General features: G+C 50.6%; 19 protein-coding genes and 1 tRNA gene. 6 read left to right on the top strand and 14 right to left on the bottom strand.

What is annotated here, in order from left to right:
* Positions 1-28: 28 nt before the first annotated feature.
* Positions 29-102 (top strand) — tRNA-Gly (locus ABXT40_RS04325).
* Positions 103-187: 85 nt separating this feature from the next.
* Positions 188-808 carry a DUF6538 domain-containing protein gene (locus ABXT40_RS04320; RefSeq protein WP_443646607.1) on the top strand — a complete coding sequence of 207 codons (621 nt, stop codon included), beginning with the start codon at positions 188-190 and terminating at the stop codon, positions 806-808.
* 76 nt (positions 809-884) lie between these two features.
* On the opposite strand, the gene ABXT40_RS04315 is transcribed toward ABXT40_RS04320, so the two are convergent.
* Genes ABXT40_RS04315 through ABXT40_RS04305 form a run of 3 tightly spaced genes read right to left on the bottom strand, consistent with a single transcriptional unit; the run spans position 885 to position 6,725 of the window.
* Positions 885-2,207, bottom strand: coding sequence for an HlyD family type I secretion periplasmic adaptor subunit (locus ABXT40_RS04315; protein ID WP_443646606.1), 1,323 nt, complete (start codon positions 2,205-2,207; stop codon positions 885-887).
* Complete coding sequence (locus tag ABXT40_RS04310) at positions 2,207-3,877, bottom strand: ATP-binding cassette domain-containing protein (RefSeq protein ID WP_443646605.1); 1,671 nt, start codon at positions 3,875-3,877, stop codon at positions 2,207-2,209. The genes ABXT40_RS04315 and ABXT40_RS04310 overlap by 1 nt, the downstream gene beginning before the upstream one ends.
* Positions 3,878-3,905: 28 nt before the next feature.
* Positions 3,906-6,725: a hypothetical protein gene (locus ABXT40_RS04305; RefSeq protein WP_443646604.1), complete on the bottom strand. Its 2,820-nt coding sequence runs from the start codon at positions 6,723-6,725 to the stop codon at positions 3,906-3,908.
* Positions 6,726-6,940: 215 nt separating this feature from the next.
* Here ABXT40_RS04305 and ABXT40_RS04300 point away from each other — a divergent pair, with 215 nt between their 5' ends.
* Positions 6,941-8,920: a hypothetical protein gene (locus ABXT40_RS04300; protein ID WP_443646603.1), complete on the top strand. Its 1,980-nt coding sequence runs from the start codon at positions 6,941-6,943 to the stop codon at positions 8,918-8,920.
* Between the two features lie 454 nt (positions 8,921-9,374).
* Here the strand turns inward: ABXT40_RS04300 and ABXT40_RS04295 are convergent, their stop codons facing one another.
* The 3 genes from ABXT40_RS04295 to ABXT40_RS04285 form a co-directional block, all read right to left on the bottom strand.
* Positions 9,375-10,853 carry a TolC family protein gene (locus tag ABXT40_RS04295; RefSeq protein WP_443646602.1) on the bottom strand — a complete coding sequence of 493 codons (1,479 nt, stop codon included), beginning with the start codon at positions 10,851-10,853 and terminating at the stop codon, positions 9,375-9,377.
* Between the two features lie 168 nt (positions 10,854-11,021).
* Positions 11,022-11,960 carry a hypothetical protein gene (locus ABXT40_RS04290; protein ID WP_443646601.1) on the bottom strand — a complete coding sequence of 313 codons (939 nt, stop codon included), beginning with the start codon at positions 11,958-11,960 and terminating at the stop codon, positions 11,022-11,024.
* A 317-nt stretch (positions 11,961-12,277) separates the two neighbouring features.
* Entirely contained in the window at positions 12,278-12,871 is a 594-nt protein-coding gene (locus ABXT40_RS04285) for a carboxymuconolactone decarboxylase family protein (RefSeq protein WP_443646600.1), read from the bottom strand.
* A gap of 328 nt (positions 12,872-13,199) precedes the next feature.
* Here ABXT40_RS04285 and ABXT40_RS04280 point away from each other — a divergent pair, with 328 nt between their 5' ends.
* A complete protein-coding gene (locus tag ABXT40_RS04280) occupies positions 13,200-14,504 on the top strand; it encodes an ammonium transporter (protein ID WP_443646599.1) in 1,305 nt (434 codons plus the stop codon).
* Between the two features lie 91 nt (positions 14,505-14,595).
* Here the strand turns inward: ABXT40_RS04280 and queG are convergent, their stop codons facing one another.
* The 6 genes from queG to ABXT40_RS04250 form a co-directional block, all read right to left on the bottom strand.
* On the bottom strand, positions 14,596-15,744 hold the full coding sequence (gene queG, locus ABXT40_RS04275; RefSeq protein ID WP_443646598.1) for a tRNA epoxyqueuosine(34) reductase QueG: 1,149 nt from the start codon (positions 15,742-15,744) through the stop codon (positions 14,596-14,598).
* Positions 15,741-16,880, bottom strand: a complete 1,140-nt coding sequence (gene tgt, locus ABXT40_RS04270; RefSeq protein WP_443646597.1) for a tRNA guanosine(34) transglycosylase Tgt — start codon at positions 16,878-16,880, stop codon at positions 15,741-15,743. The genes queG and tgt overlap by 4 nt, the downstream gene beginning before the upstream one ends.
* Before the next feature lie 30 nt (positions 16,881-16,910).
* Entirely contained in the window at positions 16,911-18,008 is a 1,098-nt protein-coding gene (queA, locus tag ABXT40_RS04265; RefSeq protein WP_443646596.1) for a tRNA preQ1(34) S-adenosylmethionine ribosyltransferase-isomerase QueA, read from the bottom strand.
* Between the two features lie 86 nt (positions 18,009-18,094).
* Positions 18,095-19,036, bottom strand: coding sequence for a KpsF/GutQ family sugar-phosphate isomerase (locus ABXT40_RS04260; RefSeq protein WP_443646595.1), 942 nt, complete (start codon positions 19,034-19,036; stop codon positions 18,095-18,097).
* A 94-nt stretch (positions 19,037-19,130) separates the two neighbouring features.
* A complete protein-coding gene (mobA, locus tag ABXT40_RS04255; RefSeq protein WP_443646594.1) occupies positions 19,131-19,751 on the bottom strand; it encodes a molybdenum cofactor guanylyltransferase MobA in 621 nt (206 codons plus the stop codon).
* Positions 19,751-20,632 (bottom strand): formate dehydrogenase accessory sulfurtransferase FdhD, encoded by an 882-nt coding sequence (locus ABXT40_RS04250; protein WP_443646958.1) that lies wholly within the window; start codon positions 20,630-20,632, stop codon positions 19,751-19,753. Before ABXT40_RS04250 ends, mobA begins: the two co-directional genes overlap by 1 nt.
* A gap of 123 nt (positions 20,633-20,755) precedes the next feature.
* On the opposite strand from ABXT40_RS04250, the gene ABXT40_RS04245 reads away from it, so the two are divergent.
* Both ABXT40_RS04245 and ABXT40_RS04240 read left to right on the top strand, forming a co-directional pair.
* A complete protein-coding gene (locus tag ABXT40_RS04245; RefSeq protein ID WP_443646593.1) occupies positions 20,756-21,514 on the top strand; it encodes an NAD kinase in 759 nt (252 codons plus the stop codon).
* A 101-nt stretch (positions 21,515-21,615) separates the two neighbouring features.
* The gene (locus ABXT40_RS04240) at positions 21,616-21,990 is read left to right on the top strand and encodes a cupin domain-containing protein (protein WP_443646592.1); all 375 of its coding nucleotides are present in this window, start codon (positions 21,616-21,618) and stop codon (positions 21,988-21,990) included.
* Here the strand turns inward: ABXT40_RS04240 and ABXT40_RS04235 are convergent.
* The gene (locus ABXT40_RS04235) at positions 21,987-23,009 is read right to left on the bottom strand and encodes an alpha/beta fold hydrolase (protein WP_443646591.1); all 1,023 of its coding nucleotides are present in this window, start codon (positions 23,007-23,009) and stop codon (positions 21,987-21,989) included. The two genes, ABXT40_RS04240 and ABXT40_RS04235, sit on opposite strands and share 4 nt — an antisense overlap.
* Positions 23,009-24,844, bottom strand: a complete 1,836-nt coding sequence (locus tag ABXT40_RS04230) for an ABCB family ABC transporter ATP-binding protein/permease (RefSeq protein ID WP_443646590.1) — start codon at positions 24,842-24,844, stop codon at positions 23,009-23,011. The genes ABXT40_RS04235 and ABXT40_RS04230 overlap by 1 nt, the downstream gene beginning before the upstream one ends.

The following is a 24,844-nucleotide window of genomic DNA, read 5'->3' as shown; positions in this document are numbered from 1 at the left end:
CTATTCAGTGCCTTAAGATCGCTCAACTGCGGCGTTTGTGTAGTGGTAAGACCTTAGCCTTCCAAGCTAAAGACGCGGGTTCGATTCCCGCACGCCGCTCCAACTACACTCATAAAAAGTCCTTGGTCCTATATACAAGTATCTGTTTCTAAACGATTAGCGTTCTGGAGCAGGAGTTTTTTGTCTTATGGTGTTGGTAAGATTGCCGGTATACTTTTACAAAAGAAAAGCTACTTTTTATTTCTTTCGGTCAATTCCATCTGACCTTCAACATCGCTTCAAAAAGCGAAAAATTGAAGTATCCCTCCAAACAAAATCCGAATCAAAAGCAGCCAAGCCTGCTGCAGCATTATCCAATAGGCTTGAACGCTATTGGGACAGTTTACGAATGGAAATAATCTACTGCCTAAAAGTCCTGCAAGACACAAAAAGACCCAACGGTAATCATTGCAGTTTGTCGGACGCGCCAGCGCTCTATCATCGCGTAAAAGGTAAAGGTAAAAACCAACTGTTCTATGACTTATCAAACAGAAGTAACCGCTATCTGGAGGAGGGTTTAGGACATGAAAATCTATCAGACTTGAAAATTTCTGATGCAGGACGGTTCAGAGACTATTTATTTGCTCGCGACATGTCATCCTCATCAGGCAAAAGAGTGTTGTCTTCGGTAAAATCAATCTTCAATTTAGCAATTAAAGAACAAGGACTGGCTATAACCAACGTTTTAGCGGCACATTCATTCCAAGTGATGGTGCAAAACAACGCAGAAATCCTATTCCATCAGACGTGCTTCGACGTTTACGGCTAGAGTGCCAAAACCCTGATGACGAGGTTCGAGGACCAACTCCCAACCAAAAAAAGTCCATGGTCCACATTGGGATTAATCACCATTTTGACGGCATAAAGATGTTTCTAAAGCGTTCGTGCCACGGCACTTGGCCAACAGTCAGCCATACGTTCTCTTGAAGAGCGCTATTCTGAAAATCAATTAAGGGCGCAACTAAATTTTGAAACACACTGCGCTGTCCAATAATAATAGAACAATCAACCAGTAGCCCTGGATAAAGATAAAATTGAGTATCAGCAGAATTAAACATTAATTCGTCCGTGGTTAAACGGACAATGTAGGCAGCCCCATCATCCTCTGTTTTAACTGTATCTGGGCTGATTACCGATACTTTGGCTTTTATTGGCTTAAATAAGCTACTGTTGGGCCCAGAAAGTCTTATAAGCGCTTCCTGGCCTGTCGACACAAAACCAATGTCACTTACCAGCAACTGCGCTTCAATCTCCAGCTTTTCCTCTGATGGTACGATTTCTGCAATACTCATACCGGCACCTACTACGCCCCCGACAGTGGTCACAAAAAGCTGTTTTACTGTTCCATCAACTGGAGATTTTACCTCACGTCGCCCCAGTTCATCTTCAAACCTTTGAAGGCGGCTTGAATATTTTTGTTCTTCTTCAGTATAGTCCTGTATTTTGGCCTTGAGTTCGTTATCAAATCTGTTTTTGAGAAGCTGAATTTTCAATGCGTTATCATCAATTCTAGATTGGAAAGTATGAATTTTTTGTTTGGCTTCTGTGATTTCAGAATTTATTTCTTGCCTCGATCGAAGCAAGTCCAGATGTGCCAACTCGCTCGTCAACTGCTCAGATAGAATGTCTTTGCTTATCTTGATTTGTTGGTCAAGGAGCTTCCCAATCTTTTGCTTTTCAGCAATTTTACTCTTCATTATATTTATCGATCGCCGGAGGTTATCTTGGTCACTGACTTGCTGCTCAATTTCCGAGTTCAACAAAACTGCCATTGAAGCCGCATTTTCCTCGCTTGCTTTTACAATATTTGCGTAATTTTTTTGATACTCTTCGGGATAATTAGGGATTTGGCTTTTTGAAAGGCTAGTCATTGAAATGATTTCCGTTTTCAGAAAAACAATGCGCGTCAAAAGTTCCTCAACCTCAGACTTTGACGCAAGCTTTTCTAATTCAATAATAACATCACCACTACGCACCAAATCTCCCTGCTTCACATTAATTTTTTTAACGATACCGCCTTCCAAATTTTGAAGGGTTTTAGTCTTACCGAAAGGCACCACAGTGCCCGAAGCGTGCGTGACAATATCAATTTTACTGAAATACGAAACCCAGACAGCTCCAAATACAAGAAGAAGGGTTAGGTAAACGCAAATACGTAGAGCCACCATTAAGGCTTCTCCTGCTTTGGCAATTTTGACGAAGCCTTCTCTAGTCGCGACGAGGTATTTTTTAGCCCAGGCTTTAAACCGCCCTGATCATCAATGACAATATTGTGCCCGACGCCTTTTATAATAATCGGGTCAGAGGTAGCAATGATTAAGGTTCGCTGGTCTGCAATCATCCTGTTTATAAAATTATAGAAAATAAGCGCTGTCTGAGGATCAAGGCCAGCAGTGGGTTCATCCAACACAATCAGCGACGGCTGCTTAGCAATAATTCCAGCAAGGCCTATTCGTTTTCGAATTTTAAGGCTGGTCAGACTACGATCACGAAGTGGAGTATTGACGCCTCGCGGCAGATGATCCACCAGTGATTTCAAACCAGACTGCACTAAGGCCATGGAAATACTGTCATCATCTCCGCCCCACTGTCCGAGATAAGCATGGAGCGTTTCCTCTAAAAAATAAGGTTCTTCTGAAAGGTAGCCATAATGCGCCTTCCACCAATCTGGCGAGATTTGCTGCATTTCTACGCCATCGATTAAAACTTGGCCTGATTGTGGGGCTAGTTTTCCAGTGATTATTCTTAGGAAAGTAGATTTGCCAGCGCCAAGGTTTCCTGAGACTGCAGTTGTTGTTCCAGCCTCGAAATGATATGAACAATTAGATAAGGAAACACTATTTGGGTGGTTATCAGTAAAACAAAAGTCGACAGCCCGAGATGTCACATTACCGTTGAAGTTGACTAATTTACTAGTTCCCGCCGACTTTTTTGCAATTGCAAGTAATTTCCCAATTTCATTTAGATTTTTATCGCCACGATACACGTTCAATAAAGTTGGTAACTGCATCAGTTGACTGAAGCTTCTTGCCACTAATATGTTCAAAGCAATCAAGCCACCGATTTGCAATTCACCGTTAAAAACCAAAATCACTGAGGAGAAAATGATGCAGACCATTAAGAAATTTGATAAAAATTGCTCTGAGAATCGTCGGTTTTGTTGATTGGAAGACAGCTTTAGCCTTCGGTGCGCAATAAACGAATCATTCGCCTTGAATTCATCAATCCATCTGGCTTGAGAGATTGGCGACGCATCATCAAAAGCTCTGGAGAGCAGGTCTTGCTCAGCATAATTTGTGGTATAACCCTGAGCGGTCATCTCAGAACGCATTTTGTTCTCAGTCATTGAGAAGTAGATTTGGATACTGCAGCCCAATATTACAAAAACTAAAAATGTAATGAAAGCAATGGGTGATATTACGTATATAAACACCAAGAAAATTGCCACGAACAGCATATCATACATATTGAGCACCGCATCTATATTTTGATGCGATTTATTTTGCCGCATGCGCTGTATACGGGATGCAAGGTTTGGAATAGACAGCAATGTCGGGTTTGACAGATTCAATTGCATTAAATCACCAAAGAATGATGATTTTTCATGACTGCCTTGCAACATCAAAAACACCGATTGTTTGCGATATTGCCTAAGTAGAAACTCAGCGCTCAAGCTCAACAGAACAATTGCGGTCAATGAATATAAAGTGGCATCAACACCAGAATTTAAATAGCGTGTTAATGCTTGGATAACATAGATAGGCAATGCCAATGACAGCAAGTTTATTACAAATGAAATGATCCAAAGATCAATTTTCTTAAGAAGCGATGAGAGCATTTACGCTACCAATGCTCACAATCCAACTTCACGAGAATGTAAACGCGTCGCTAGCTGCATCATAGGTTGCTTGCGTAATGCTGTCGTCGACGTCGAAAAATATATCATTATTTGCTGATCCATTTCCATCCACATCAATTCCAAACACGATATTTCCAGACATTCCGCCAAGGTTTCCAGCGTCAAACAAGCATACATCACCCAAAACGCCGCCGCCTGATCCATCACCAGTAAATTTGTTATCAGCTGAATTCAAAGAAATCAACTCAGAGCCGTTAGCCACATTCAAATTGGTATTTCCATATTTCAAAGTGATGTTTTCAAATCTTAATTTGTCGGTATTTCCCAGTCCCATACTTACACCGGTCGTGAACTGCGAAGGGTTACCAAAATCCATCCATCCGTAATTGATCTTGTCACCGAACGCTTCGTTAGTTAGAGAAGCCAAGTCAGAACTATTGTAGTTGAAAACAACATTTGGCAAACCACCCGAATAGAGCATATCACCCATTTCGGCGCCGGTAATAATGTCGCCTGCAAACCGCGCGGTTATGTCGTCGGACGAAGAAGTGCCAATAATTTCACTGGCTGTAAAATTCAACGGTGGAGGTGCGTAGGCATTGACCGGGGCAGCACCCACCACCGGGTCGATATAGCCGGCCGGATAAGGATCGACATAGCCAGCCGGTCCATAAGGGTCACCATAGCCAAACGGTCCATAAGGGTCACCATAGCCACCCGGTGCATAAGGGTCGCCATAGCCACCGGCCATTGGGCCGCCAAAGCCGCCATCCATTGGCCCGCCATAGCCACCGGCCATTGGGCCGCCAAAGCCGCCATCCATTGGCCCGCCATAGCCACCGGCCATTGGGCCGCCAAAGCCGCCATCCATTGGCCCGCCATAGCCACCCGGTGCATAAGGGTCGCCATAGCCTCCAGCCATTGGACCGCCATAGCCACCATCCATTGGCCCGCCATAGCCACCCGGTGCATAAGGGTCGCCATAGCCACCGGCCGCCGGATCTGCATACCCAGGCATCGCACCGCCTGGCGGAGCGTAACCACCAGTAGCCGCAAGATGGGCTGCGTAATCAAATCCAGGATTAGCCGCAGCACCACCAGTTTCAGCCATCAACGCCCCAAAGCCTGCAGGATCCATACCCTGCATTCCAGGCATTGCACCACCTGGCGGCGTGTACCCCCCCGGCATTCCGGCCATGCCTGGGTTCATACCCGGCATTCCGGGATCCATACCCGGCATTCCTGGCATTCCTGGGTTCATACCCATCATTCCGGGATCCATACCTGGCATTCCTGGCATTCCTGGCATTCCTGGGTTCATACCCATCATTCCGGGATCCATACCTGGCATTCCAGCCATGCCTGAGTTCATACCCATCATTCCAGGATCCATACCTGGCATTCCTGGCATTCCTGGGTTCATACCCATCATTCCGGGATCCATACCTGGCATTCCAGCCATGCCTGGGTTCATACCCATCATTCCAGGATCCATACCTGGCATTCCAGCCATGCCTGAGTTCATACCCATCATTCCAGGATCCATACCTGGCATTCCAGGCATTCCTGGCATTCCTGGGTTCATACCCATCATTCCGGGATCCATACCTGGCATTCCAGCCATGCCTGGGTTCATACCCATCATTCCAGGATCCATACCTGGCATTCCAGCCATGCCTGGGTTCATACCCATCATTCCAGGATCCATACCTGGCATTCCAGCCATGCCTGGGTTCATACCCATCATTCCGGGATCCATACCTGGCATTCCAGGCATTCCTGGGTTCATACCCATCATCCCAGGATCCATACCTGGCATTCCTGGCATTGCGCCACCTGGGGGCGCATAACCACCAGTAGCCGCAAGATGCGCCGCGTAATCAAATCCAGGAAGCGCCGCAGCGCCACCAGTTTCAGCCATCAACGACCCAAAGGCTGAAGGATCCATACCCATCATTCCGGGATCCATACCTGGCATTCCTGGCATTCCTGGGTTCATACCCATCATTCCGGGATCCATACCCATCATCCCAGGATCCATACCCGGCATTCCGGGATCCATACCTGGCATTCCAGGCATTCCTGGCATTCCGGCCATGCCTGGGTTCATACCCATCATTCCAGGATCCATACCCGGCATTCCGGCCATGCCTGGGTTCATACCCATCATTCCAGGATCCATACCTGGCATTCCTGGCATTCCTGGGTTCATACCCATCATTCCGGGATCCATACCTGGCATTCCGGGCATTCCTGGCATTCCGGCCATGCCTGGGTTCATACCCATCATTCCAGAATCCATACCTGGCATTCCTGGGTTCATACCCATCATTCCAGGATCCATACCTGGCATTCCGGCCATGCCTGGGTTCATACCCATCATTCCGGGATCCATACCTGGCATTCCAGGCATTCCTGGCATTCCGGCCATGCCTGGGTTCATACCCATCATTCCAGAATCCATACCTGGCATTCCTGGGTTCATACCCATCATTCCAGGATCCATACCTGGCATTCCGGGATCCATACCTGGCATTCCAGGCATTCCAGGCATTCCGGCCATGCCTGGGTTCATACCCATCATTCCGGGATCCATACCCGGCATTCCAGCCATGCCTGGGTTCATCCCAGGGTTACTGGGGTCCATACCTGGCATTCCGGGCATTCCAGCCATGCCTGGATTCATCCCAGGGTTACTGGGATCCATACCTGGCATTCCGGGCATTCCAGCCATGCCTGGACTCATCCCAGGGTTACTGGGATCCATACCCGGCGTTCCAGGCATTTCGGCCATACCTGGGTTCATCCCAGGGTTGCTAGGATCCATAACCGGGCTATCCAGGCCATCGCCCGAAGTCGCGTTTTGCCCATCACCCGATACTGCTAAATCCCCACTAGCCTCCATTATCTGGTTACCGTTTTCATCCAGTAAGAAATTTCCATCGGCATCTAACTTTGGACGCAGACCAGCGCCTTTAGCCAAATTTTGCGGGCCCGCATTCGCTTGGCCCTCTGAAGGAGACGATTTGGCGGCCGTTGCACGTGCATCGTCTGCCGGAGCCGCAGCTGTTGCAGCTGGTGCATCGCCTGGAACTGGGACTGGCGCTCCGTCTGCCGGAGCAGCGGCTGTTGCTGCTGGTGCATCGCCTGGTACCGGAGCTGGCGCTCCGTCTGCCGGAGCTGCGGCTGTTGCTGCTGGCGCATCGCCTGGTACTGGAACTGGTGCTCCGTCTGCCGGAGCAGCGGCTGTTGCTGCTGGCGCATCGCCTGGTACCGGAGCTGGCGCTCCGTCTGCCGGAGCAGCGGCTGTTGCTGCTGGTGCATCACCTGGTACTGGAACTGGCGCTCCGTCTGCCGGAGCTGCGGCTGTTGCTGCTGGTGCATCACCTGGTACTGGAACTGGCGCTCCGTCTGCCGGAGCAGCGGCTGTTGCTGCTGGTGCATCACCTGGTACCGGAGCTGGCGCTCCGTCTGCCGGAGCAGCGGCTGTTGCTGCTGGCGCATCGCCTGGTACTGGAGCTGGCGCTCCGTCTGCCGGAGCAGCGGCTGTTGCTGCTGGTGCATCACCTGGTACTGGAACTGGCGCTCCGTCTGCCGGAGCAGCGGCTGTTGCTGCTGGTGCATCACCTGGTACCGGAGCTGGCGCTCCGTCTGCCGGAGCAGCGGCTGTTGCTGCTGGCGCATCGCCTGGTACTAGAGCTGGCGCTCCGTCTGCCGGAGCTGCGGCTGTTGCTGCTGGCGCATCGCCTGGTACTGGAACTGGTGCTCCGTCTGCCGGAGCAGCGGCTGTTGCTGCTGGCGCATCGCCTGGTACTGGAGCTGGCGCTCCGTCTGCCGGAGCAGCGGCTGTTGCTGCTGGCGCATCGCCTGGTACTGGAACTGGTGCTCCGTCTGCCGGAGCAGCGGCTGTTGCTGCTGGCGCAACGCCTGGTACTGGAACTGGTGCTCCGTCTGCCGGAGCAGCGGCTGTTGCTGCTGGTGCATCACCTGGTACCGGAGCTGGCGCTCCGTCTGCCGGAGCAGCGGCTGTTGCTGCTGGCGCATCGCCTGGTACTGGAGCTGGCGCTCCGTCTGCCGGAGCAGCGGCTGTTGCTGCTGGCGCATCGCCTGGTACCGGAGCTGGCGCTCCGTCTGCCGGAGCAGCGGCTGTTGCTGCTGGTGCATCACCTGGTACTGGAACTGGCGCTCCGTCTGCCGGAGCAGCGGCTGTTGCTGCTGGTGCATCACCTGGTACTGGAACTGGTGCTCCGTCTGCCGGAGCAGCGGCTGTTGCTGCTGGCGCATCGCCTGGTACTGGAGCTGGCGCTCCGTCTGCCGGAGCAGCGGCTGTTGCTGCTGGTGCATCACCTGGTACCGGAGCTGGCGCTCCGTCTGCCGGAGCTGCGGCTGTTGCTGCTGGTGCATCACCTGGTACTGGAACTGGTGCTCCGTCTGCCGGAGCAGCGGCTGTTGCTGCTGGCGCATCGCCTGGTACTGGAGCTGGCGCTCCGTCTGCCGGAGCAGCGGCTGTTGCTGCTGGTGCATCACCTGGTACCGGAGCTGGCGCTCCGTCTGCCGGAGCTGCGGCTGTTGCTGCTGGCGCATCGCCTGGTACTGGAACTGGTGCTCCGTCTGCCGGAGCAGCGGCTGTTGCTGCTGGCGCATCGCCTGGTACCGGAGCTGGCGCTCCGTCTGCCGGAGCAGCGGCTGTTGCTGCTGGTGCATCACCTGGTACTGGAACTGGCGCTCCGTCTGCCGGAGCAGCGGCTGTTGCTGCTGGTGCATCACCTGGTACCGGAGCTGGCGCTCCGTCTGCCGGAGCTGCGGCTGTTGCTGCTGGCGCATCGCCTGGTACTGGAACTGGTGCTCCGTCTGCCGGAGCAGCGGCTGTTGCTGCTGGCGCATCGCCTGGTACTGGAGCTGGCGCTCCGTCTGCCGGAGCAGCGGCTGTTGCTGCTGGTGCATCACCTGGTACTGGAACTGGCGCTCCGTCTGCCGGAGCAGCGGCTGTTGCTGCTGGCGTATCTCCCGGGAGCAGAATGATTGGATTTCCATCTGCATCGAGCTGTGGCGCATCGCCTGCTGGGGCCGCAGCGGTATCAGCTGGTGCCGTCGTGTTGATCACAGTATTTGTATTCACAGTATTTGTATTGTAGTTCTCAGTATTTATTGCGTTGTTAGTTTGTGAATTTGTTGTTGCGTTGTTAGTTTGTGAACTTGATTGAGACCCAGAGAAAATAGACGGAGCAGCGGCTGTTGCAGCTTGCGCATCACCTGGAAGCACATTTATTGGACTACCATCTGCCTCTTCCAAGAACTGCGGCGCAGCACTCGAGGCACTTGATTGCGGCGTTGTAGCTATTGGTGCGTCTATCGGTGGGGTGCCGGTTGGGTTATTTGATTGTGATGATTGTGCCAAGACAATATCTGGGTTCTCAGTTTGACTATCACTAACTCTTTTGAATTCGTCTGCAAATTTAGTCATATCAAACTCCCCCTAATTACTACTGGTAGAATTGGTCTCGGGCTTGGCTTCTTGTTCGCTTTTGATATCTTTCCGGAATTCTTCAACTCGGCGCTTATAATCTTCAATAGCCGCTGCTCTAGCTTCATCTTCCTGAACCGCAGACTTTTGCAACGCATCAACGGAGAGTAACCCCTGCTGAGCTAACAAGTTATAAACTTGGACTGCATAGTCGCCAGTATTGTTTTCAAATGCTTTTTGGGCATTTACCAAAGCGTTTTGTGCATTTACAACCAAAAGCATCTGGCCCCTGCCTTGCTTTACCTCCATCTGTGCAAGACGCAGGAATTGTTTAGCAATTTCAACTTGATTTTGAATATTAGATCTTGAACCAGAGGCGGTTTGAAAAGCGATCCAAGAATTAGAGATCGAATTTTCGATGTCACGTTGCGCCTTGGCTAACGCCAGAGTTGCTCCTTCAAACTTATATTCAGACGAACGATAGCTGTTTAGCTGAGTTCCAAATAATTCGATCGGCCATGTAAGTTCGACTTTGCCAATATATTCAGTTTTTCCGCCTAAAGTTCCGCCAGCGTCACCCTTATAATTGGCCTCAGCAGTAGCCTTAAACTCAGGTAGGAAAGAGGCCGCAAATGACTTTTCTGAATTAACCCTCGCTCTGTCAAACGCCAGCCTAGCCATTTTCAACTGATCGCCACTACTCAAAACCCCCTCTCTAAACGCCGCTCTGGATTGAGGAACAAGCGTATTTGGCACACGTATTGGAAGCAGCAACGCTGCATTCTCCGGTGTTGCACCAAAGCGTGTTTTAAAATCATTCATAGCACGTTCAAAACCGCCTTGCGCCGCAACTCTTGCAGTTACTGCTCCAGCCAAAGCATTCTTTGCCTGCAAGACGTCTGTACCAACGGCAGCGCCTCGGCTTAGACGGAAGTCTTGCTGACCAGTTTGCTGCTTCAACGTGGCTTCAGTTTCTAAGGCCAACCGATATTGAGCATGCGCCCTTTTCAAGCCAATATAGGCCTGAGCGGCAAGCTTAATGGCGTTGTTACGGGCTGAAACAACCCCAAGGTCTGCCTGCTCCACACCGAGCTGGCCAGTCTTTATACCCGCCTGTGCTTCCCCAAAATCCCATAGCTTTTGAGTGATTTTCAATTTAGCTTCAGTGGGGTTGTATCGTTTGTTAGCACCAGTAGGAACGACGTCAGATTGCTGAGCTGAATTTAACGTGATATCAGCCTTTGGGTACCAGACACTCCAGGCTGCTTTTGCAGATTCTTGAGCAGACAAAAGATCAAGCTTCGCTTGTCTCAAACTTTCATCTTTTTTAATAGCGTTAGGCAAAATATCCAGAAAATTAATGTACTCAAGTTGAGGCTGTTCAGTTTTGGCAGGCGTTGGTCGTTCAGTTTGAGCGTTGGACATGCCTGGCATGCCCAGACCAATAAAAACCGCTACAACGGCAAGGTTTAAGTAACAGTAACGCTTCATCAGCCTACACCCCATTATATTAAGAAACACTAAACCATTAAACCAATCCGACTCAGGACAAATGTTATCTGAGTATTGCTTTAGCGTCCAATGTATGAACTCCAAAAATGGCTACGAAACTTTGATCGTAGAGCCCAACTTTTATTTAGTCCAGTCTGTTTTAACTTTCTATTTGCAACTTATTTGAGCGCTTTGGCTTTGGCTACCATCGAGCAATGTTGCTATATTTGGGTTGCGCCCCCGCGGCTTGGCGCCTAGCAAAGCACTAATGGATGTCAGCTGACCCTGGAGCGCCGCCCTATGAGCCGGGTGCAACCCAACTAAATTTGTGATGGTAATTTGTTTGTTTTCTTGATTTTTATTTTGCTCTTTCGCCAGACTTGCAACTAATTTTGACTTTGAGGTGCATGTTTTATAAAAAGGTGCGCTGAGAACACTACTTTTTACAGGTACGGTAGCCGCCGCCATCATCAATGAGGATTCGTTTAGCTGGGACACTCCATGAGCAACTCTTTGGTATTTTTTGGCATTAGCCTTTTTTGTTTCAAATATCTTGGTCGCACTGTGCGCAGGACCCTCTGGAACTCGAGCAGCCACAGCCCTGACGGACTCGCGGGCAGGCTTTGGAAAAACCTTTGGTTTGGACACCAAGCGGACGTGTTCACGCAGTGACTTTGAAACAATTTGTTTCTCTGCCTCGATTGGCTTTAACGGGATGTTGTCTTTTTCAACTGGGGCTCGGGTGGCCGCAACCTTGACAGACCCTTGATCAGGTTTTGAACGAAACTTTGGTTTGGACACCAAGCGGACTTGTCCACGCAGTGATTTTGAAGCAATTTGTTTCTCTGCCTCGATTGGCTTTAACGGGATGTTACCTTTTTCAACTGGGGCTTCATAAACAAAACCTACAACAAACACATCATCATATATTTTTTCTCGTAAATCTGGACGCATTAAATCAGGTTTTAGGTATAGAAAAGCAGCAAAAAAACCCAAATGGAATAGAACAGATAACGTCCAAAATCGCATGTCCATCACACCATTACAAAAACAACAAATTATGTTAATATATTTTGACTGCTCATCAGCAGTTTGATCAAGTGACACCCAACACCACAACTTTACAAAAATTACCACACAATGGCTAGCCATTTCGTTACAAGTGGCTCAACGTCTATTACACCAATAAGTGGTGCTCAGCGTGAAAATCTGAAGCAAATATGTCGATTCACGCAGTTCATAGATAAAATCAATTCAGTGAGGTATTATTAGTCCTCGAAACTTAGCTTTGGCACTGCTGTGTCTCGGGCTTTATCAGTGGGCCATATGAGGTGGTTCACTACGATATTGTTTTGAATATATTTATTTGCGGATTGGCGCTTCGGATAGGCTTAGAACTGCGCGCACGCCGCTCCAACTAAACATCATTCCACTTTGGGTGTGCCTGCCCTATATTCGGCAGGCTTTGCTGTTTCATTATGGAAAATGGCAGCCTCGTCCTCCATCTCAAGCATCATCACATCATTGAATTTATTGAAAAAGGTGCAAAGGGTGATGCGTAGCGTCAGCTCGACAATTTGGGTTTCGCTGAAATGCGCACGCAGCCCGTCAAACTGGCGATCACCAACGCGGTTATGGTCGCGCGTCACCTGCGCCGCATAATCACGAACCATGCGATCTACCGGATCAAGCCCCGGGCAATCCTCATCCAGAATTCGGTCAATAACAATCCGCGGCAATCCAAAATCCAACAAACGCGAGCCATGATGGGCAACACAATAATCACAACGATTGATTGCCGATACGGTAACGATGGCAATTTCAAGATGGCGTTTGTCAAGAATGGGGTTGTCGGCCATTTCAAGAAGCATGCCCATCAGATGGCGAAGCGCAATCGGCCGATGGGCAAATATTTTCACCTGATTTAAAAACGGACCATATTCATCGGCAAATCGCTGATAAACCGGCTTGGCATCTTCGGGCACTTCATCAATGCCAACATCACGAACACGGGCCATGATCTATCTCCCCCCATCGCCATTCGGTGCCGGCTATCATCACCGGCTTTGCCTTTTCTGTTCCAGCCTAGGGGGGAAATGCCCACGCTTGCAACCCTGTTCACATCCCGATGCCAGTAATATCTACCGCCCCTTTGACACTATTATATTCAAATATTTGATTAATTTTTAGGCATCAAATGCAAATATTGCCTTAAATTTTACCAAAATAGCGAACATTGATTAAATTTTTGGCATTTTTATTGATTTGGCATCGCGGATGGTCAGACTGCGCCGGTAATCATGCGTCAAATTTTGGCGTTTGCCCCAGAATTATGGAGTACAGTTGATGCAGTTTCCTTTTTCGGCCATCCAGCGGCTTGGTACCGGCCTTATTGCCGCCAGCCTTGTTGCCAGCCCTGTCTTTGCGGCCGACAGTGCCATTGATAGCGGCGACACCGCATGGATATTGACCGCAACCGCGCTGGTTCTTTTGATGACCTTACCCGGATTGGCACTTTTTTACGCTGGCCTTGTGCAGTCCAAAAACATCGTTTCGGTTTTGATGCATCATTTTGCCATTGCGGCACTGATGTCAATTTTGTGGGTGATTGCAGGTTACTCGCTTGCCTTTTCAGGTGATGGTGCTTGGTTTGGCGATCTTGCCAATAGCTTCATGAGCAATATCTCACTCGACTCGGCGAGTGGCACGATCCCTGAATCAGTCTTTGCGGCATTCCAAATGACCTTTGCGATCATCACCCCCGCGCTGATCATTGGTGCTTATGTCGAGCGGATGAAATTTGCCGCGATACTGCTGTTTTCGGCAGTTTGGCTTTTGGCCGTCTATGCACCGGTCACGCATTGGGTTTGGGGCGGCGGCATCATGGCCGAGTGGGGTGTTCTGGATTTTGCTGGCGGCATTGTCGTCCACGCAACCGCCGGTACAGCCGCGCTCGTATGTGCGCTTGTTGTTGGCAAACGCCGCGGCTTTCCAACTTCAGTCCAGCCACCGCATAGCCCGGTTTTGACCATGATTGGTGCCAGCATGCTGTGGATTGGCTGGTTTGGCTTTAATGGTGGTTCGGCTTTGGGTGCTGGCAACAGCGCAGGCATGGCGCTTTTGGTAACGCATATTGCCGCCGCAACAGCTTCACTTGTTTGGATGTTTATCGAATGGTTCCGCTTTGGCCGGCCATCGCTTGTTGGCATCGTAACCGGTATGGTTGCCGGCTTGGCAACCGTAACGCCGGCATCGGGCTTTATCGGCGTTCCTGGCGGTCTGATCCTTGGCCTTGCTGGCGGCGTTGCCTGTTATGTTGCCGTTGATCTGATCCGGGTGCGGCTAAAGATTGATGACTCACTTGATGTGTTTGCCGTTCACGGTGTTGGTGGCATTCTTGGTAGCCTTCTTGTTGCCTATCTTGCACTGCCAGCCTTTGGCGGACTTGGACTTACCGATGGCGTGACAGCTGGAAGCCAGTTTATGGTTCAATTGGCATCGGTTGCCATTACGGTTCTTTGGACAGGCATTGGCAGCTATGTGATTTTGAAAGTCATTGGTGCGTTGATTGGGCTTCGCGTTGATCAGCAGGACGAGATCGAGGGTCTTGATCTCAGCCAGCATGGCGAGCGCGGCTATCACAACGGCTAATCAGCCTCAAAATGAAATAATCAACCAGCGGCTTTTCCCTAAAGTCGCTGTTTTTTTTGTGGGTAATCATTGGATGATGCGCAGAATGGAGCTAGTTATCTTGCCATTCGCGGCGCACCGATTGATCGCGTTCATCGGGCAAATAAACGTGGCGCAACCCTTGCCAGATATCATCATCAGCTAGCTGGCGAAGCGCCCAGATTGCCATAGCCCGCAGCAAAGCCGACGAATGATCCAGAAACGGCGTAACCATGGGCATCAAACCAGTATCGCCACTATTTCCAGCCGCAATAAGCACATTTCGCAAAAACCTTTCATAACCGGCACGGCGCACCGGCGTCCCCGCAAAAAACTGACGGAAACCAGCATTATCAAGTCTCAGCAAATCAGCAAGTGGCGGCAAATCAGTTCCGGCCTTGGCGGCTAGTTTTTGCTCTTTGGCAAGACTGGCAAATTTATTCCAAGGACAGATTGCCAAACAATCATCACAGCCAAAAATGCGATTGCCGATGGCGTGACGAAAACTGCGGTCAATCACCCCCTTATGCTCGATTGTCAGATAGGAAATACATCGCCGTGCATCCAGCCGGTAAGGCGCGGGAAACGCATTGGTCGGGCAGATATCAAGACATTGACGGCAACCACCGCAATGATCGGTTTCAGGCGTATCGTAAGGTAAAACAGCATCGGTCAGGATCACCCCTAAAAATAGCCATGATCCAGCCTTGCGCGAGACAAGATTTGTATGTTTGCCCTGCCAGCCAATGCCTGCGGTTTGCGCTAATGGCTTTTCCATCAAGGGCGCCGTATCGACAAATACTTTTACCTCATGGCCAGTCTGCGCAGCAAATTGGCCTGCCAGCTGTTTTAGCTTGCCCTTGACCAGATCGTGATAATCACGCCCCCGCGCATAAACCGAAATATTACCTGCTGACTTTGCCGCCAAATTATCCATCGGGTTATGCGCGGGGCCGTAATTCATCCCAAGAACAATCGCTGTTTTAGCATCTGGCCACATCGCCTGCGGCTGGTGGCGTTTTGCCGCGGTATCGCGAAGCCAGCCCATATCGCCTTCAAAGGCATCATCCAGAAACGCCGCCAGCCCTGCCCTGTTTACCGAGCCGATATCTGCCGGACCAATGCCAGCCAGCAAAAACCCCTCATGCGCGGCGGCCTCGATTAACCAGCCGCGCGGGTCTTTATAGGCATTTGGCTTTGGATGCTGAATTGTCTTGCTCACAATGGGTCAATATCTCCCATTGCTTGCATCGCGTGAAAATTCGCTTCATAGTCGGCAAAAGTACCAGCTTCGATCGCAAGCCGCATATCGGCCATCAGATCTTGATAATAGTGAATATTATGCCAGCTAAGCAGCATCAGTGACAAAACTTCTTCCGCCTTGAACAGATGATGAAGATAGGCACGGCTATAGCGCGAACAGGCCGGACAGCCGCAGGCTTCATCAAGTGGGCGTGAATCCTCGGCATGGCGGGCATTTTTCAAATTCACCGGCCCGCGGCGGGTAAATCCCTGTCCGGTGCGCCCGGATCTTGTTGGCAAAACGCAATCAAACATATCAATACCGCGCGCCACCCCGCCAACAAGATCGGAAGGCTTGCCAACCCCCATCAGATAGCGCGGCTTGTCCTGCCGCATCAGCGGCGTTGTAACCTCAAGCGTTTCAAACATCGCTTGCTGCCCCTCGCCAACGGCAAGACCGCCAACGGCATAGCCTTCGAAATCAATGTCTTCAAGCACAGCAACAGACTCGGCCCGCAAATCAGGAAACACCGACCCTTGGACAATGCCAAACTGGCCATAACCGGTTCGTGCCTGAAACGCGCTGCGTGACCGTTTGGCCCATCGCATCGACAATGCCATTGATTCAGCGGCAACCGGCTTGGTTGCCGGAAATGGCGTACATTCATCAAAGGCCATTGTAATGGTTGCATCAAGAAGATGCTGGATCTCGGTAGACCGTTCGGCTGTAAGCCGGTGCTTGCTGCCATCAAGATGCGATTTGAAAGTCACCCCATCTTCATCAAGCTTGCGAAGCGGGCCAAGCGACATCACCTGAAACCCACCTGAATCTGTCAATAGCGGGCCATCCCATCCCATCATTTTGCGAACCCCGCCAAGCCGTGCAACACGTTCGGCCCCGGGACGAAGCATAAGATGATAGGTATTTGCCAGAATGATGCTAGCACCGGTTGATTTTACCGAATCCGGCATCATGCCCTTTACAGTGGCGGCGGTGCCAACCGGCATAAAAACCGGCGTTTCAACTGCGCCCCATGCGGTGGTCAAACGACCCCGACGCGCCATGCCATCAGTGGCTTTCAGGGTAAAACCAAATTTTTCAGTTTGTTGAGACATGGCAAAATCCTTAGATTGATTTGAAAGCAGCTATTGATCAGCAATGGCGGCGATGCTGGCGATGATATCAGGAGATGGGTTGCGTGTCATAAAACAGGCATCGCCATAAGAGAAAAAGCGGTAATCATTGGCAATGGCATGGCGGTAGGCTAGGGCAATTTTCTGCATGCCGGTAAAGGCGCTGACAAGCATCAGCAAGGTTGATTTTGGCAGGTGAAAATTCGTCAATAATGCGTCAATGACGCCGAACTCATATCCGGGTGTGATGAAAATATCGGTTTCACCGGCAAATTCGATCACCGCACCATGTTGCTGGTAGCAGGCCTCAAGAATTCGCAGGCTCGTCGTACCAACTGCAATGACCCGCCCACCTTTGGCACACGCCTCGGCAATGGCGGTTGCGGTTTCGGCGCTGATCTGGCCCCATTCACTATGCATCTTGTGATCTTTGACATCATCAGCTGTCACCGGCAGGAAAGTGCCCGCGCCAACATGCAGCGTGACTGGCAGAATGCGTGCGCCGGTGGCGGCAATGGCTTTGGCCAGATTATCGGTGAAATGCAGTCCGGCTGTTGGTGCCGCCACCGCCCCGCGATGGCGTGCAAACATGGTTTGGTAGTCTTGCCGGTCGGCTGGTTCGGCACCATCTGGACGGGCGATATAGGGCGGCAAAGGCATGCTGCCATAGCGATCAAGACAGGCGTCAAGTTCAAGCCTTGTCAAACAAGCCGCAGTTGCCGGATTGATAAAGCCAAGCGCGACATCACCGCCCTCGCCGCGACCAAGCACCGTTGCGGCAAAATCATCGGCAAAAATAATCACATCATCAATGCGGCATTTCTTGGCCGGTTTGGCGAAAACGCGCCAAATATGATCCGATTCATGTTTATGAAGCGTCACGCTGATTTTCGCCTGCCCGCGCCGCCCCTCAAGGCGGGCGGGAATCACTTGGGTATTATTGACAATCAAGACATCATCCGCACGAAGCAATGCTGGCATATCGCCAATATGGCGGTCGGCAATGCCATCACCTGACAGGTCGAGCAAACGGGCGGATTCGCGTGGATCAGCCGGTTTTGTGGCAATTTTTTCAGCGGGAAGGCTATAGTCAAAGGCGTCGAGCTTCATAATATTTACCCGCCCAAAAACAAAGGCTAGTAGAGAAAAATTGTATTAAAACCGGATGATATCACCGTGAAAAACGGCCTATATGTCTATTCATAAATCTGGATCACACCATCGACATGGCCAGTCTCGGCAATCACCACAAGACATTGCACTCTCGATTCCAGCATTTTTGTCTCAGCCACCCCCACCATCTCGTCAGGGCCAATCGTTAAAGGTACCGGGCTGGCAACATCACAAACCTTGGTGCTTTTCAAATCGGCGCCATTGACCAGCAAGCGGCGTAAGTCGCCATCGGTAATCACGCCGGATAATTTGTCACGGCTGCCAACCAATGTAAGTCCAAGACGGCCTTCAGTCATCACCAACAGCGCATCTTGAACCGACGCCGTTGCATCGACAAAAGGCAGGTTCTCGGACCGCATCTTATCACGAACACGCGTCAATAACCGGCGACCAAGCGCACCGCCAGGGTGGGTGTTGGCAAAGTCGCTTTCTTGAAAGCCGCGTGCCTCCATCAGAGCGACAGCAATTGCATCACCAAGAACAAGCGAATTCAGACTGGATGTTGTTGGCGCCAGATTCAACGGGCAAGCTTCGCGATCAACCGAAATATCAAGGCTGATTTCGGCGCTTGTTGCGATCATGCTTGACGGATTACCAGTCATCGCAATCAACCGCGCATCCAGTCTTTTGAACGCCGGCAGCAGCCGCACAATTTCTTCGGTACTGCCCGAATAGGATATTAACAGCACGATATCGCCGCGGCGCACCATGCCAAGATCGCCATGAATGGCCTCGGCCGGATGTAAAAACAGTGATGGTGTTCCTGTTGATGCCAATGTTGCTGAAATTTTTCGGCCAATAATGCCCGATTTCCCCATGCCGCAAACAACAACATGGCCAGTGCTGGCCCTCATTAAATCAACGGTTTTGGAAAAATCTGACCCAAGACCGGCCTCAAGGCCTGTCAAGGCTTCGCGATAAGCAGAAAATAATGTCTTTGCCGATGCAATTACCTGATTGGTCATGCGCGTGCGGCTCCTCTTGCCCTGACAGGTCGAACAACAATCTAATAACCGGTTTTAAGACGAAAAGCCAGATCAGCGTCAGTTTTATGATGGGTTACCTATCTTGTGATGGCTTGGTCAAAAATTCAATCGCCAGATCAAAATCATCAGGCCGGTTCAAATTCATAAAGGGATCGGGCGTTCCCACAAATTCAACCGTTACGCAATGATAGCGCGCGGTAAAATCATCGATTTTGCGTAATCCGTCATCAATTACCGCCTTGCGAAGGGCGTCAGCCAGTGCCACCGGCCAGATGGCAAAAACCGGATGGCGACGCGTATATGACATGGCCTGAGCGATATCAGCCCCATCATCAAGCCCCGATCCAAGCCGCGCAATCAAATCAATTGGTAAAAAAGGTGCATCGGTGGCAAGGCTAACCATATGGGTGCAATCAGCCTGATTTGCCGCGACCCATTCAAGGCCGGTCAAAATGCCCGCCAACGGCCCTGCATAACCGTCAATCACATCAGCGCAGACCGGCAGGCCAAAATCGGCATAGCGAGCCGGATCACCATTCGCATTCAGCATGATCGGCCGGTTGGCAAAATCAACACGGTCAAGAACATGGCGCAAAACCGGTTTACCGGCCAATTCAATCAGGTTTTTATCGCCGCCACCCATGCGCCGCGCCTGCCCACCGGCAAGCAATATGATTGCTGATTTTCGGGTCATTAGCGTTCATCCTGCTGGGCGGCGCGTTGACGTGACGGGCTGTCGGCCACATCAGCCGCATCGCCGCTGTCAAAAATGATCCGTTCAATGCCCGACAAAGCGATGAATCTTTTGCCCTTTGCGCGGCCAATTAGCGTTAATCCCGCCTGCCGTGCCAGATCAACCGCCGCGGCGGTAAAGCCCGAGCGCGACACCAAAACCGGGATCTGCATTTGCACGGTTTTGATCACCATTTCCGTGGTTAAGCGTCCGGTCGTATAAAACACCTTGTCATGCGGTGATGCGTCATTCAAAAACATCCAGCCAGCAATTTTATCAACCGCATTATGCCGCCCGATATCTTCCATATAGACAAGCGGCCGGTTTTTCTGACACAGCACGCAGCCATGAATGGCTCCTGCACTCAAATACAGGCTTGGCGCGGTATTGATTGCCTTTGAAAGTTCGATCAGCCAGCTGGCATTGAAACGGGCATCCTTATCAAGCGCAATATCGTCAAAACGTTCCATCATATCGCCATAGGCAGTGCCCTCAGCACAGCCACTAGTCCGGATTTTCCGTTTCATCTTGGCTTCAAAATCGGTTTCGCGCGCAGTACGTACAATCACCACACCAAGATCATCATCAACATCAATGCCGGTGATTTCATCATCGCGCTGAAGCATGTTCTGGTTCAAGAAATAGCCAACTGCCAGTTCCGGCACCCAGTCACCAAGCGTCATTGAGGTCACAATTTCTTGCCGGTTCAAAAACAAGGTGATGGGTTTTTCCGTCACCACGGGCAAAGTAACTGGCTGACCGGTTTCATTGACCCCCTCAACCGGCTGTGACAGGCCGGGGGTATCTGGATTTGGCTGAATTAGAAATGGGGAATTGCTCATCCGGTGAAGATGGCCGATATCGGTGCCAATTGGCAAGTGGTTTTGCCTTTGAGCGGCAAAAACTCTATGATAAGCCATGCATTGAGATTATCCCAACCATTGATCCTATGATAGCAGGTGGTCATGAAACTCCATTTTAGCGCTTCTGAACATGATGAGGCCAAACTTCGCCTTACGCAGCTGACCGAACTTTATGGTCAGACCAAAATCGAGGACGCGACCCATATTGTTGCGCTTGGCGGTGATGGGCATATGTTACATGTGTTGCAGGATTCATTGTCATATGGCTTGCCTGTTTTTGGCATGAATTGCGGGCGACTTGGGTTTTTGATGAACAATTACGAAAATGATGATTTGCCTGATCGAGTTGCCGCTGCCGAAACCGCACCTTTGCATCCGTTGCGGATGACCGCAACAGCACGCGATGGAGACACGCATGACGCATTGGCAATCAATGAAGTATCTTTATTACGGCAAACGCATAATGCGGCGCATATCGCCATTTCGGTGAATGATAAACAGCAAATGGAATGCCTTGTTTGTGACGGTATCCTTGTTGCAACCCCAGCCGGATCAACCGCCTATAATTTATCAGCACAAGGTCCGGTCATTCCGCTTGGCGGTGGGTTAATGGCGTTAACGCCAATTTCGGCCTTTCGGCCACGGCGCTGGCGGGGTGCATTATTGCCCGATGACTCGAGAGTGGTCCTTGATGTTCTTGAACATGAATTCCGTCCGGTAAGCGCCAGCGCTGACAGTGCCGAAATTCGGCATGTGACCCGCGTTGCTGTTGAGCAGGCTACTGATATCACGCTTAATCTTTTATATGATCCAGGCTTTTCGCTGTCCGAGCGCGCGACAAGAGAACAATTCTTAACCTGATCCGTAATCCTCTTGATCCAGGATATTTATGCAAATTTAATCAAATTTAAAGACGCTTTAGATATCCTAACCATGCTGTTTTTCAAAGCATGGTGATGGTCATGACAAAGGCAAAGCATCTCGACGTTACGCAGGCAAGGCGCACGCTTAGCCTGAAACAGGCCAGCAGCGACGAAAACACCACGCCATTCAGCATCTTATTCACGCATGGCAGCCTTGTTGTCGAAGTGTATCAAACCATGACATCCGATCATCAAAAACCGCATGATCACGACGAATGCTATGTCATCATTGAAGGTGATGGAAACTTCGAAATGGGTGATGAAATTATATCATTTGGCCCGGGTGATTTCTTGTTTGTACCAGCTCGCCTGCCGCATCGCTTTACCGATTTCAGCGACACAATGTCGACATGGGTGATGTTTTATGGCCCTGAGGGTGGCGAAAACGCTAATAGCACTAAAAAAACCGGCTAATTATCGTCAATCTCATAGCTATAGGCGGTGTCCAGCCGCGCTAAAAAAAGATCAACATGATGCCATAAAGCGTCGGTTACTTCGGGCAATTCGCGGGTTAATTCATGCCGCGCACCATCAAAGACAATACGCTCAAGATTCCTGATATGGGGAAGATTGCTATCGGTTGCCGGCGCAAAGACAACGCGCTCATCGCCAGGGACAAAAGCCAGAACCGGCACATCAAGCGCGGCTAACCAGTCGGGATTTAACGTGTAGAGCGCACAAGATTGATAGGCCGCGCTAACCCAGCCAATGGTTGGCCCGCTGCGGCGCAATTCGGGCGCATCATCGAACCAGACAAATTGATCCTCATATCCTTTCGGATACCGCGTCAGCACATTTTCTGGCCGATAATGCCGCACCCAATCCAAAGACAGCACGCGGTGAAATGGTGGATGCGATCGGGCAAGGCCAAGACCACCAAGAAGATAGCTGGCTAACCGGATTAACCAGACCGGCATGACTGGCGGAGCCATCATTGGTGCCGACAAGATTACCGACGCGACCCTATAGGAGCGCCATGCGGCATAGCGAAGCGCAAGATGCCCGCCCATCGAATGACCAAATAGCACGAGTTCATGCTCGTCCAGACCAACAGCCGAAACCACCGCATCAAGCGCCGATAGATGATGATCAAAATCGGTACAATGAACCGCAAGCGGATGTCGGCCAAAATGGCCTGACTGACCTTGCCCGGGCCAATCAATGATCAAAACATGATAGCCCTTTTCATGGAAATGCAGGACTTCGGCACTGTATTTTTCGCAAAATTCGGTAAATCCGGGAAGGATGACAATGGTTTTATGCGCGGTTGACGGGGCAGGCGCAGTGGCATCAACAGCATATTTTTCATCCGGATTCCGCGCTGCCTGACCAGCTGGCCAGAAATGCGCCCGAACCGAGGCGTCACGATGATAAACATATAAATCATGGCCACCAAGCATGGGCAACCCCGCCGAACGCGCCCAATCAAACATTAAAGCTGAACCCCCTGCAAACCGGCTTTGTTATGCATAATATCAGAAGCCCGTTCATCATCTTGAAACCCTGATGATTGGCGTTCCCACATCTGCGCATATAACCCTTTTTGCGACAGAAGCTGGCGATGGGTTCCGCGTTCGACAATTTCGCCTTCGGCAAGAACAAGAATTTCATCAGCATTCACAATTGTCGATAGGCGATGCGCAATTACCACGGTGGTTTGGCTTTTCGATACCGTATCAAGCGCATGCTGGATTTCTTTTTCAGTGCGGCTATCCAGTGCCGAGGTTGCCTCATCAAACAAAAAGATTGACGGTTTTTTCAAAATGGCACGAGCAATCGCAACACGCTGTTTTTCACCACCGGATAATTTCAGCCCGCGTTCCCCAACCATCGTGTCATAACCATCAGGCAAACCAGCAATGAACTGGTCAATCGAGGCCATCTTTGACGCTGCGGCAATATCATCTTGGTTCGCGCCATTGCGCCCATAGCCAATATTATAGCCAATCGTTGAATTGAACATCACCGTATCTTGCGGCACCACACCAATGGCCGCACGAACGCTGGCCTGCGTTACATCACGAAGATCCTGCCCATCAAGACGAACCGCGCCCGATACCGGATCATAAAACCGGAATAACAGCCGTGAAATGGTGGTTTTTCCCGACCCGCTTGGCCCGACAATCGCAACACGTTTACCCGGCTTAACGGTAAAGCTGACGCCTTTTAAAATTGGCCGGTCACCATAGGCAAAATGCACATTATCAAAAACCACTTCACCGCCATCAATCTTGATCGGTTTTGCCGCTGGCTTGTCGGCAATGCCCGGTTCTTCATCAAGCAGACCAAACATCCGTTCCATATCAACAAGCGCCTGGCGCAATTCACGATAAACCCAACCAAGGAAATTAAGCGGCAGATAAAGCTGCAAAAGATAGGTATTCACCGCAACAAAATCGCCAACGGTCAAATTGCCCTTTTGAATATCAGAACCCGCCATTGCCATAACCGCCATCAGGCCAAATGCAATGATGGTTCCCTGCCCGATATTGACGACTGACAAAGATGTGCGGGACCGAACCGCCATCACCTCATAATTGGCCATCGCTGTATCATAGCGCGCTGCCTCAACACCTTCAGCATTGAAATATTTGACGGTTTCGTAATTGAGCAAGGAATCAACCGCGCGAGTGGCGGCGGCTTCATCAGCCGTGTTCATTTCACGGCGAAACCTGATCCGCCATTCGGTGACGCGAATGGTGAAATAGACATAGGCTGCAACGGTTAAAAAGGTAACACCTGCGTAAAACCCGCCAAATAAATGCCACATGATGATGCTGACAAAGGCCACTTCGACAAAAAGCGGCAAAACCTCGAAAAAGGCGATCGTCAGTAGGAATTCAATCCCCTTGGCACCGCGATCAATCGCGCGCGTCATGCCGCCAGTTTGACGATCCATATGGAATTGAAGCGATAATTTGTGGAGATAGCGAAAGGCGTTCAATGCCGCGCCACGAACAGCGCGTTGTGCCACCTTGGCAAAAAGATATTGTTTGGCCTCGCTAAACACCTGCTGGCCAAGTCGCGCCAACGCATAGCCACCAACAAGAAACATCAAAGCCGACATCGCAAAGCCGGAATCGCCATTCACCAGATCAACCGCCGTCCCATACAAAAGCGGAGTGACCATGTTCGAGCTTTTCGCCGCGACAAGACAGGCAAAGGCTGCACCAATTCGCACACGGATTTTATTATCGCCACGCGGGGCGGTGTAATGCATCAGCGCACGAAGGAGCGACGCCGTTTTGCGCAAATTGGACGAAGCCAT

The sequence above is a fragment of the Candidatus Ponderosibacter sp. Uisw_141_02 genome, from assembly GCF_048087665.1.
GTDB lineage: Bacteria > Pseudomonadota > Alphaproteobacteria > Puniceispirillales > Puniceispirillaceae > UBA3439.
Note: the sequence above shows the minus strand (reverse complement) of the source record. Positions and strands in the feature narration are given on the sequence as shown.